Source organism: Streptomyces sp. NPDC033131 (assembly GCF_055578365.1).
In genome coordinates this window covers 1-11,194 of sequence record NZ_JBVIPA010000064.1, presented here as the reverse complement: position 1 = coordinate 11,194, position 11,194 = coordinate 1, and the positions used below count along the sequence as shown (strand labels likewise).

General features: G+C 67.5%; 8 protein-coding genes and 3 pseudogenes. 7 read left to right on the top strand and 4 right to left on the bottom strand.

What is annotated here, in order from left to right; genetic code table 11:
• The first annotated feature begins 157 nt into the window (after window positions 1–157).
• The 3 genes and pseudogenes from ACZ5XS_RS42225 (at window position 158) to dgoD (ending at window position 3,367) form a co-directional block, all read left to right on the top strand.
• Entirely contained in the window at window positions 158–1,207 is a 1,050-nt protein-coding gene (locus tag ACZ5XS_RS42225; RefSeq protein WP_468660641.1) for a LacI family DNA-binding transcriptional regulator, read from the top strand.
• Window positions 1,204–1,970: pseudogene (locus ACZ5XS_RS42220) on the top strand (SDR family NAD(P)-dependent oxidoreductase). Before ACZ5XS_RS42225 ends, ACZ5XS_RS42220 begins: the two are co-directional and overlap by 4 nt.
• A 251-nt stretch (window positions 1,971–2,221) precedes the next feature.
• Window positions 2,222–3,367, top strand: coding sequence for a galactonate dehydratase (dgoD, locus tag ACZ5XS_RS42215; protein ID WP_468660639.1), 1,146 nt, complete (start codon window positions 2,222–2,224; stop codon window positions 3,365–3,367).
• Here the strand turns inward: dgoD and ACZ5XS_RS42210 are convergent.
• Together ACZ5XS_RS42210 and ACZ5XS_RS42205 are read right to left on the bottom strand one after the other, a co-directional pair.
• Window positions 3,350–3,772, bottom strand: coding sequence for a hypothetical protein (locus ACZ5XS_RS42210; protein ID WP_468660637.1), 423 nt, complete (start codon window positions 3,770–3,772; stop codon window positions 3,350–3,352). The two genes, dgoD and ACZ5XS_RS42210, sit on opposite strands and share 18 nt — an antisense overlap.
• A 95-nt stretch (window positions 3,773–3,867) precedes the next feature.
• Window positions 3,868–4,662 carry a GDSL-type esterase/lipase family protein gene (locus ACZ5XS_RS42205; protein ID WP_468660636.1) on the bottom strand — a complete coding sequence of 265 codons (795 nt, stop codon included), beginning with the start codon at window positions 4,660–4,662 and terminating at the stop codon, window positions 3,868–3,870.
• 502 nt (window positions 4,663–5,164) lie between these two features.
• Between ACZ5XS_RS42205 and ACZ5XS_RS42200 the strand changes: the two genes are divergently transcribed.
• Together ACZ5XS_RS42200 and ACZ5XS_RS42195 are read left to right on the top strand one after the other, a co-directional pair.
• On the top strand, window positions 5,165–5,680 hold the full coding sequence (locus tag ACZ5XS_RS42200) for a P-loop nucleotide/nucleoside kinase family protein (protein WP_468660634.1): 516 nt from the start codon (window positions 5,165–5,167) through the stop codon (window positions 5,678–5,680).
• A 641-nt stretch (window positions 5,681–6,321) separates the two neighbouring features.
• A complete protein-coding gene (locus tag ACZ5XS_RS42195) occupies window positions 6,322–8,106 on the top strand; it encodes an RICIN domain-containing protein (protein ID WP_468660632.1) in 1,785 nt (594 codons plus the stop codon).
• Window positions 8,107–8,220: 114 nt separating this feature from the next.
• On the opposite strand, the gene ACZ5XS_RS42190 is transcribed toward ACZ5XS_RS42195, so the two are convergent.
• Window positions 8,221–8,541, bottom strand: a complete 321-nt coding sequence (locus tag ACZ5XS_RS42190; RefSeq protein WP_468660630.1) for a substrate-binding domain-containing protein — start codon at window positions 8,539–8,541, stop codon at window positions 8,221–8,223.
• A gap of 333 nt (window positions 8,542–8,874) precedes the next feature.
• Between ACZ5XS_RS42190 and ACZ5XS_RS42185 the strand changes: the two genes are divergently transcribed.
• Together ACZ5XS_RS42185 and ACZ5XS_RS42180 are read left to right on the top strand one after the other, a co-directional pair.
• Window positions 8,875–10,122: an ROK family transcriptional regulator gene (locus ACZ5XS_RS42185; RefSeq protein ID WP_468660628.1), complete on the top strand. Its 1,248-nt coding sequence runs from the start codon at window positions 8,875–8,877 to the stop codon at window positions 10,120–10,122.
• Between the two features lie 107 nt (window positions 10,123–10,229).
• Window positions 10,230–10,352 (top strand): annotated as a pseudogene (locus ACZ5XS_RS42180) (peptidoglycan bridge formation protein FemAB); the annotation flags it as partial.
• 422 nt (window positions 10,353–10,774) lie between these two features.
• Here ACZ5XS_RS42180 and ACZ5XS_RS42175 read toward each other — a convergent pair.
• Window positions 10,775–11,083, bottom strand: a pseudogene (locus ACZ5XS_RS42175) (transposase); the annotation flags it as partial.
• Window positions 11,084–11,194: the final 111 nt, after the last annotated feature.

Sequence of the window (11,194 nt, the reverse complement as noted above, 5' to 3'; positions counted from 1 at the left end):
TATATCGTCTATTTCCGTCTGGGAAACCGGTTGACTCGAACTTCGGCGAACGCTAGGTTCCAGCGCCAGAAGGTGTCAAGAGGTCGCCAGGAAATCAAAACGCGCCACCGCCGCACACGCCGAGCGGCCCCTGGCGCCCATGAGGAAGGAGGCCCACATGCCGGAACAGCCCGTCAGGGCGAGGCTGGTGGACGTGGCGGAGAGGGCCGGAGTCTCCAAGGCCACCGTGTCCAAGCTGCTCAACGGCCGGCAGGACCTGTCCGTGCGGCCGGAGACACGCCGACGCGTCCTTGAGGCCGCCGAGGCGCTCGGTTACCGGCCGCACTCCGGGGCCCGGGCGCTGGCCGGAGCGAGCACCCACGCCTTGGCCCTGCTGGTCCCGGCCCTGGACAACCCCACGTACGTCACCATCGCCCGTGGCGCCTACCAACGCGCCCGTGAACTGGGCTATCTCTCCCTGCTGGCCGAGGACTTCGACGGGCAGGAAGCCGACGAGTCCTTCAACGACCTGGTGCAGGAAGGCAGGGTCGACGGGCTGCTCATCGCTTCCGCCCGCCCCGGTCACCCTCTGCTGGAAGTGCTCCGCGGCAACCCGGTCCCGCATGTCTTCCTCAACCGGTCGGTCGAGGGGTCCGGCCGGAACGTCACCATGGACGTGGCCCGCTCCAGCGTCACCGCGCTCGACCACCTGTACGGCCTCGGCCACCGCGCGGTCGGCCACATCGCGGGCCCGCCCGGCATCACCCCCAGCGACACCCGCAAGGAGGCCTTTCTGCGGCACGCCGGGGAACTGGGGCTGTCGGCGGCACCGGTCGCGTCCGGGGACTTCACCGAGGACGGCGGCCGGTCGGCGGCGCTGGAACTACTGCAGCCCGTGGACGGCGACGGCCGTCCGCCGGTCACCGCGCTCTACATCAGCTCGCTCGCGCAGGCGATGGGTACGCTGGCCGCGATCAGGAGTCTCGGGCTGCGTGTCCCCGAGGACGTCTCTGTGATCGGTAATGACGACCTGCCCGTCGCCGCCCACCTCCACCCCCCGCTGACAACCGTGGCCATGCCCCTGTACCAGCTGGGGACGGCTGCCGTGGACGCCCTCGTGGCCGCCGTCCAGGGCACACCACGTGGAGACGTCGTCGTACCGACCGAGCCGCGGCTGGTTCTGCGTGACTCCACGGCCAGACCGACAGGACCAGGAGGAACGCCATGACCGTTGCCGCCGCACCGGCGCCTTTCACCGGCCGTGCGGCCCTGCTCACCGCGGCCGGTTCTGGCATCGGGGCGGCCACCGCCCGCCGGCTGGCGGCGGAGGGAGCGTCGGTCCTCGTCACCGACGTGGACGCCAAGGGCGCCCACCACCTCGCCGAGGAGATCCGCGCAGCAGGGGGCGGGCGCACGACCAGCGCCTCGACGTCACCTCACCGAGTCCGTGGGCCGCGGTCGTCGCCGAGGCCCAGTCCTGGACCGGGCGCCTCGATGTGCTCCACATCAACGCCGGCCAGAACTTCCCCGGGGCGGCACACGAACTGGACGACGCCGCCTGGCACGACCAGGTGCGGATCTGCCTCGACTCCGTCTTCTACGGTGTCCGGGCCTCGGTGCCCCTCCTCAGGGCGGCCAGGGGCGCGGTGGTGATCACCTCGTCCGTGCACGCGGCCATCGGCTTCAAGAGCTTCCCCGCGTACGCGGCGGCCAAGGGCGGGATCGACGCCCTCGTACGCCAGCTGGCCGTCGAGTACGGGGCGCGGATCAGGTTCAAATCCGTCCTGCCCGGCGCCGTGGTCACCGCTCTGTGGGCCGAGGTACCCGAGCAGTACACGGCGCACACCGCCGCGCGTACCCACGTGGGCAGGCTCGGCACCGCCGAGGACGTCGCCGCCGCCGTGGCCTTCCTCGCCTCCGAGGACGCCTCGTTCGTCACCGGCCAGAATCTGATCGTGGACGGTGGGTGCAGCATCAGCTCCCAGGAGTAGGCCGCGGGAACCCGCCCGCTTCGGCGACCGGCCGCTCTGCCAGCTCTGCCCGCCCCACGAACGACCCGACCGCCGCACTGCCGTACCCCGCTCCCCCACGTCTTCCATCGCCCTCCCCCACGCCAACGCGTCCCCCGTCCCTCGAGCTGGCAGGTCCCCGTGCTCGCTCCGGCCATCACCGACTCACCGCCCATCACCGAGCGCTGGCCCCGCACCAGGCCGTACCCGCACAGGACCCGGAGGTCCACCCCATGAAGATCACTGGATACGAGCTCTTCCTCGTCGAGCCGCGCTGGCTCTTCCTGCGTGTCGACACCGACGAGGGCATCTCCGGCTGGGGCGAGCCCATAGTCGAGGGCAAGGCGCACACCGTCGCCCGCTGCGTCGAGGAAATGTTCGACTACCTGCTCGGCCAGGACCCGGCCCGTATCGAGGAGCACTGGCAGGTGCTCGCCAAGAGCGGCTTCTACCGTGGCGGCGTCGTCCTGAGCAGCGCCCTGGCCGGCATCGACCAGGCGTTGTGGGACATCGCGGGCAAGACCCACGGCGTCCCGGTCCACCAGCTCCTCGGCGGCCACGTCCGCGACCGGGTGCGCGTCTACGGCTGGGTCGGCGGCGCAACCCCCGAGGAACTGGCCGAGTCGGCGGCCGAGCAGGTCGCCAAGGGCATGACGGCGGTCAAGCTGAACCCCTGCGGCCACCTGGAGCCCCTCGCGACGCCCGCAGCGATCAACGCCATCGTGGACGGGGTGACCGCGGTCCGCGAGGCCATCGGCCCGGAACGCGACCTGGCGCTGGACTTCCACGGCCGGTTCAGCGGGGCGATGTCCCGCCGCGTCCTGCCACTCCTGGAGCCGCTCCTGCCGCTCTTCGTCGAGGAACCCGTGCTTCCGGAGTTCTCCCAGGACCTCGGCGCCGTGGTGCGCTCCACCTCCATCCCCATCGCCACCGGCGAACGGCTGTACTCCCGCTGGGACTTCCGCTCGGTGCTCTCCGACGGCATCGCCGTGGCCCAGCCCGACATCAGCCACGCCGGCGGAGTCTCCGAGACCCGCCGGATCGCCGCGATGGCCGAAGCGTACGACGTCATGGTGGCCCCGCACTGCCCGCTCGGCCCGATCGCCCTCGCGGCCAGCCTGCAACTCGACTTCGCGATCCCCAACTTCCTCATCCAGGAACAGGCACTGGGCATCGGCTACGGCGACAGCAGCGGACTGCTGGACTACCTCGCCGACACCACGCCCTTCACGTTCCGCGACGGCTACATCGACCGCCCGACCGCGCCCGGCCTGGGCATCACCATCGACGAGGACGCCGTCCGGGCCGCCGCCGAACGCGGCCACCGCTGGCGCAACCCGGTCTGGCGCAACACGGACGGCTCACTGGCCCCCTGGTAGCCCACGGGCAGGCCCCGGCCGCTGCCCCGGCCCCGGGGACTTGCCGCCCGCGCCATTCCCGCGGGTCTGGCACGACGCCGAGGTGGCCCGGGCCCCGCTCGCCGCGGTGACCGTGGACACGCCGTACGTCGACGACGTGCTTCGCTCATCGCTTTTGGACGGCACGATCTGCGACAGCGGGATGTCTTCGCCTACGTCCGCAGAGCTTGTGGGAGAACAGCGCCAGGTGGGTCGGCTCAGCCAGTTCTCCGCCGGACGCCGGTGCCTCAGCGTCTCGATGATCGCCCAGTCCCAGAAGGCGTCGTCTTCGACGATGCTCTGGCTGATCCGTCGAGCGGTGTTGCCGATGTCTCCCATGAAGACGTGCGGCGAACCGCGATCGAGGCGGCTGGGCACTTGTGCCACGGATGGCATCCAGCATTCCACCCGGGAGCATCCGCTGGACGGCCTTCCCCGGTGAAGGTGGGCACACGGTTATCGATCACGCAGCGAGCGTGAGTTCAGCGGTGTGGTGTCGGTGTTCGTATCCGTTCGAGGTTCACGACGTTGGCCATCGCCTGATGGCCGGCGCCGTTGGGATGCAGGTGGTCGCCGCTGTCGTAGGCGGGGTTGATGGCCACAGCGTTGGCGGGGTCCTGCGTTGCCTTGTCGAAGTCGATGACGCCGTCGAAGGCGCCACTGCTGCGGATCCACTGGCTGACGGCTTGGCGGATCTGCTCGCCGGAAGCCGTGTAGTAGCCGGCGCCCCGGTAGGGCAGGATCGTGCCGCCGATGATCTTCACGTCGGCGGCGTTGGCTTCGTCGATCACAGCCTGCATGCCGTTCTCAACATCCGTCGCGGTCACAGGGCTGGATCCGTTCGGGCCGGTGTGGTTGCCGATGTCGTTGATGCCTTCCAGCCGGATCACCTTTTTGACGTTGGGCTGGCCGAGCACGTCGTGGGCGAATCGGTTCTGGAGGCTGGGGTTGTGGGTGTTGGTGTCTGTCAGCACGCGGTTGGAGCCGACGCCCGCGTCCACGACACCGAGGGCGGAGTTCATGCGCTGGGCGAGGTAGTCGGGCCAGCGGTGATTGGCGCCCCGAGGGGAACGGACGCCGTCGGTGATGGACCCCCGACGCACACCAGGGTTCGGGTGGCGGTCGGGGAGATGACGTCCAGGCCTTCGAGGAAGAACCAGGATGTCTTCGTGGTCGGGTAATTGCCGGTGCCGTCCTCGGTGACGTGGGTCGCCGGCGGTGGAGACCCAGGCGGTTGCCTGTGCCTCGGCGTGCCAGGTGGTGGTGCCGGCAGGCATGCCGGGCAGGTGGACGCTCGAGCTGGTTTGTGTTCGCGGCCACAGCAATCGGGCCCCGGTCGCTGGCGACGTCCAGGGTTTCGGCCTTGCCATAGTTGGTCGTGTTTTCCGTCAAGTTGTCGTGTTCAGCCCAGCGGGGTCTCCTGCGGAGGTGAACAGTCTGCTGCGAAATGGTCCGCCGACGCTGTCGGCTATGGTGAAGGCATGTGTTGCTGCGCTGCCATGACCACCCTTACCGCCGCTTAGCGGCGGTAGCCGCGGTTGCCCATAACCGCGGCCTCGTTGCTGGCCCCGGGCGGGGCCAGTGCCACGACGTACCGCCGGATCAGTGTCCTGCCGGCAGCCACTCGCTTATTTCTGTGCTGCCGGGCCATCCTGCCTGATCAGGGGAGTCATGTCTCAGTCGCAGCACTTCGATTCACAGCACCAAACCCCATCCCCTTGCCCGCATGGAGCCAGCCCCATCGTCGCGCAGGATCCTCCTGTCGCCACCCTGCTCCTGATGGTCGGGCTTCCCGGAGCCGGAAAAACCACCCGGGCCAAAGAGCTCGCCGCAACGCACCGGGCACTGCGGCTGACCCCAGACCACTGGATGATCCCGCTGTTCGGCGATCCGATGGCTGGCGGAAAGCGCTGGGTGCTCGAAGGGCGGCTCATCTCGGTCGCCCTCCAGGCGCTGCGGCTGGGGACCAGCGTCGTGCTCGACTACGGGCTCTGGGGCCGCGATGAACGGTCGGCGCTGCGCTGGCTGGCGCGGTCGGCCGGCGCAGCATGCCAGGTGGTCTACGTGCCCGTGGACAAGGACGTCCAGCTCGCCCGCATCGCGCACCGCCAGGCGACGACACCGACTCAGACGTTTCCCATGAGCGAGACTGATGTGGACCAATGGCGGGAGCAGTTCCAGGTGCCTGACGCCGCTGAACTCGCCGGGGGCGAGATCCCCACCCCGCCGACGGGCTGGCCGGGCTGGCCGGAGTGGGCGGAAGACCACTGGCCCTCCTGCACCGACAGCTACTGACTCTGTTGGCGTGATGTCGTCAAGGTGAGGCCGGTTCCGGCGAGGGCGGGGACGGGCCCTGGACACTGGCCCGAAGTCCAGCCTCCTCAACTTCCCTTCATGCGGCTGTCCTTACTTACCTGGTACGACCTCGTGTCGCACACTGAGCGCTTCAGTTGGCGAGTGAGCGTCGAGTTGGCGACTTGAGCGGGCCATCATGGACAGCTGACGGCCTGTCCTCCGCCGGAAAACGAGGGGCCGGCCATGCCGGAGCCACCCGCTTTCACCGAGCGGAACCCGATCCGGCTGTGATCTGTCGGGTGTGCCGCCTGCCTTCGTCATCGTCGACGACACCTACTCGTTCCGCCACCCGCACCGCCTGCCGGCAACATGGCACCAGCATCGCGTCATATCGCGACAGAAGGAACGTAACCTGACGCGGCGTTATATGCGTTACGAGCGTTGACACACTTCTCGCAGTGGATCTACTTTGAGCCTCCAACGTAAACACTCTGTGAACATATCCACCTTGGATTACGTAGCGATTAGAGGTACAGATGCCCTTGCATCGCGGAGGCAGGTTCGCCGCTCTCATCTCGTGTCTGATAACAGCGATGTTCATGTCGCTAGTCTTCGCGGTACCCGCTCACGCCGCCACGACGTTGACGACCTACCCGGCACCTGCGGGTAACCCCCTGAGCACCGACTACACGGTCAAGGTACGCACCCCGGGCGGAACCTGGATCGACCTGGACGAGTATCAAACCCGGGTCGGAGGGCCTTCAAGGGCGTCGTGGGCCTCGTTCGTCTACTTCGACACCAACGGTCCCGTCGAACTGTCCGTCACCCACAACCTGGGGGCCGTGTCGACGGTGAAGGTCAAGCCCTCGGCCAGAGGCGTCACACCGGCGATCAGCGGCAATACCGCGACCTTCACGATCTCGGGGCCGATGAAGCTCGTCGTCGATGTGAACGACAACGTCGATCAGGACCTGATGATCTTCGCCAACCCGCTGGAGACCAACGTGCCCAGCGCGTCGGATCCGAACGTCGTCTACTACGGCCCCGGGTTCTACGACACCGGCGACATCACCGTCCCGAGCGGCAAGACGCTGTACATCGCCGGCGGAGCCGTGATCAGGGGCGGCGTCATCGCGAACGACGTCTCCGACGTGACGATCAGGGGGCGCGGCATCCTCTACCGCCCCGACGGCGAGGGGGTCTCGGTCGATCGCTCGACGAACGTGACCGTCGACGGCATCATCGTCAACGGTTACGGCAACCTGAACAACGGTGGTTACGGGGTCAGCCTCGGATCCTCGAACAACGTGTCCCTCAACAACATCAAGCTCCTGGCGTACAGGAAGTGGAGCGATGGAGTGGACGCGATGGCGTCGAACAACATCAACGTCAACGACGCCTACATCCGCACCGGTGACGACAGCATCGCGATCTACGGCTCGCGTGGCGGTGACGGCTTTGGGTATTTCGGAAGCACGAACGTCTTCAATGTGACCAACTCGATCCTCATGCCGGGCAAAGCGCATCCGGTCAACGTGGGCACACACGGCAATCCGGACGCCCCCGACACGATCAGCGGGATCACGATTTCCAATGTGGACATCCTGACGCACAACCCGCTGTCTGCCGTCTCGCCGATTTCTCTCACCGCGAGCGATTCGAACCTCGTGACGGACGTCCTGCTCGCGGACATCCGGTGGGAGGACGTGCTCGTCGGCAAGTTCCTGGACGTGATCACCTACAAGAATCCGGGATACGGCTTGTCGGTCGGTCGTGGAATCAACGGCGTCACCGTCAAGAACTTCTCGTACAACGGCACGCTGCAGTACGACAACAACATCTATGGCTACGACGCGACCCGGATGACCCAGAACGTGGCCTTCGAGAATTTGAGGGTCAATGGAGCCGTGGTGACGAATGCCGCCGCCGGACGATTCGCGATCGGGAACTACACCAGCAACATCACCTTTTCCGCGGGCGGCGGAACCCCGATCCAGAGCGGACACGTCTACAAGATCCAGAACGCCAAGAGCGGCAAGGTGCTCGGCATCACCAACATGTTGAAGACCGACGGCGCCCAGGCGCTGCAGTGGTCGGACAACGGAACAGCCGACCACGAGTGGACATTCACCCAGCTGAGCAACGGCAACTACGAGCTCACGAACGTGAACTCCGGCAAGGTGCTCGGCATCAGCGGCATGTCGACCGCTGACGGCGCGCAAGCCCTGCAGTGGTCGGACAACGGAACAGCCGACCACGAGTGGCAACTGGTGACGTCGGCGAACAGCACCTACAAGCTGGTCAACCGATACAGCTCCAAGGTGCTCGGCATCAAGGACGGATCAACAACCGAAGGCGCGCTCGCGGTGCAACAACTGGCCAACGGTAACCTGGACCAAAGCTGGAACCTCGTGTTCGTCAGATAACAAGGTAAGGCCGACCGAGCCCATGACGTGCCCACCGGATGCTTTCCGATCCGGTGGGCACGTCATCGCTTCGAAACCTTGTATCACGCCCTCGGACGACTGGACGATCGGCACTTAACAGGGCACCCGTCGACTCGCGATCCATGCGGCGAATGGACCGGCGAACTCGGTCGCTTCCATTCCGGCCCGGTCGGCGATGTGTACAAGCAGACGCTCAACAGCGGTGCGGGCCATCACGTCGTAGTCCGGCGCGATGGTGGACAAGGAGGGCACCGTGTAGCCGGCCACCGTAATACCGTCGAAGCCATACACCTTCACCTCGTCAGGCACGCGGATGCCCGCATCAGCGAGACCGTACAGTGCGCCGGTCGCAAGCGCGTCGGTAACGCAGAAGATACCGCCGAACCGAATGCCCTCCGCGGTGGCTCGCGTCATAGCCTCGCGCCTCGGGCGACCTGACTACAAGTCAGTCAACACTCCTGACGCACTTCCCAATCCGACCCCACGGCTCCACCATGACCCAAAACCCGAAAAAGATGCCGCCGACCTCGCCGCTGCCCGGCGCGATCAAGGCGGCGATCACCGGGCGACATCGCTCACGGCGACGGTTGAGTGGATCACCGACGCGCTGGACGTGCTCGGCATTCCCTGCGTGGCCGACCGACTGTCGCTGTCTCGGGACAGAACACTTAGGGCTCAGCCCGAACCGGATCCGGATCCAGCCCCTGGTGCGACCGAGTCGGTCGGGCGCGCGAGATACTTGCGACCATGACGTCGTACTCGCCCGGGGGCTCGCTCCGCACGCTGCGCCTGTCCAACGCGGCCGCCGTTCTTCGCACGGTCGCCGAAGCCGGTCCGCTGCACCGCGCCGAGATCGCTCGTCGCGTCGAACTCTCGCGTACCACGGTCACCACGATCACCAGAGAGCTGATCGAGGGCGGCGTGCTGGTCGAGTCGCTCGACGACAACCGCGGACCGGAGGTCGACGGTCGCGCCGGCGGACATCTGATGCTCACTCCGACGGCGGCGTGGGCCGGTGGGGTCAACATGACGCTCGATGGCGTCGCAGCGCGCGTTCATGATCTGGCCGGCGGCGAGCTCGGTACCGCACAGCGCGAGCTCGCACCGACGGACGACGGAGAGCGTCGTGCCGAACTCGCGACGGAAGCGCTCGACGAGGCGCTCGAGCGGGCCGGCGGCCATCGTGATCGGCTGCTCGCTGTCGGGTTCGGCCTGCCCGGCCAGATCGACCCGTCCGAAGGCGTCGTGCATGGCGCGCTCGACGATCAGCCCTGGCATGGCGTGAACGCGCTCGATGTGATGTCGAACCGGCTCGGAGTCCCCGTCCTGGTCGAGAACAACGTCCGGCTCGAGACCCTCGCAGAATGCCGCTGGGGCGACGCCCGCGACGTCGAGAACCTTATCTACGTGCACATCTCGAGCGGTCTCGCCATCGGCATAGTGATCGCCGGCCAGTTGTACCGCGGCGCCGACGGAGGAGCCGGCGAGTTCGGGCATGTCTCGATCGATATCGAGGGCCCCGCGTGTCGCTGCGGCAATCGAGGATGTTTGGTGCTGAAGGCGGGCGGATCTGCCGTGGGCCGGCGTCTGCGCGACGTGCTCGGCGACTCGGCGAAGCTCTCCGACATCGTGGCCGCCTCCGCCGCAGGCAACCGTGCGGTGCACAATGTCCTGAGGGACGTGGGCGGTGTCGTCGGTCGCGAACTGGCAAGCATCTGCAATCTGCTCAACCCCGAGCTGGTCGTCGTGGGCGGCCAGACGGCCTCGGCCGGTGACGTCCTGCTCGAGCCGCTGCGCGAAGGCCTGGTGCGTCACACCCTCGCACCCCGGGGTGCGCCAAAGGTCGTACCGTCGCTGCTCCCGGCAGGTGCCGACGCCGGCGCATGGGGGGCTGTCGCGCTCGTACTCGCAAGCGTGCACTCGTCGCCGACGGCGTTGGAGCGCCTCCTCGAGCTGGGTGCCGCGTCTGTTGAACGGCGCACACGCAGCTCCTGACCTGCATACCGTGACGGGGGTGTGCACAGGTCAGTGGATGTAACGACACAGTACGCGCAGCGCGGTTCGTCCGCGCTCCCCGCGCCAGGCCGGGAGGCTGGTTGCGCGGGCCGGCGCTGATGCGGCCGTTGCCGAAGCTGAAGTGGTACCTCGCCCACCTGCCCGAGGGACCGGCCATCGACTGGGCCGCCGCTGATCTCGAGCAGTGGCTGGTGCCAGTGCTCGCATTCTTAAGGGGTCCTTTCACTATGAGCGTCCGATCAGGTCGCGTGGTCTGGTGCCGTGCATCGCAAGGCGCCGGAGCGGCCTCGTGGCGGAGCCACGTGGGCGTTTCGGCAACGCGGCGAGGTGCGGTGCCAGGCCGCGCGACCCGGACGGGCATAGTGAAAGGACCCCTAAGGGAGCAGGGCGCGTTCTCGGTGAAGTGGGGGCCGCCCGTTGTCGCCCGCCGCTGGAGTGCCGAGGCGGTGGCCGCCACCATGCTCACAGTCGGCGAGCACGTCTGGTACTCCCATGGCGCCTCCACGCAGGAGGCTCGGGAGCGGGAGCTGGGGGGGGAGGTCGGCGGTGAGCTTGACTCTGAAGCTTCCATAGATCGTCGAGCTGTAGGAGATGGCGCGGACTCATCGGTGAATACGCTGGTGAGGTGGTGGTAGACCTCTCGCACGACAAAGCGCTTGAGGCATCGGAAGATGTCCTTCGTCTTGAGTCCTTCGAGGGTGCGCCGTGCGACGTACTCGCGGGTCCGCGGGTCGTGGCGCATGCGGACCAGCACGATCGTGTGCAGCGCGCGGTTGGCCTGGCGGTCTCCGCCGCGGTTGAGCCGGTGGCGATCGGTACGCCCGGAAGAGGCCGGGGCTGGTGCGGCAGCGCACAGGTGCGCGAAGGAGGCCTCGGAAGCAAGCCTGTCGGGGTTGTCGCCAGCGGTGACCAGCAACTGCCCGGCGGTCTCGGTTCCGACGCCCGGCAGCGCTAGGTGTACTGACCCGTGAGGTTGTGGACGCGGCTGGCGGGTGGTTGGCCTTTGAGCGCGGTGTGTCCGCGGTGGTGATTGTAGGTGTGGAGCCACTGT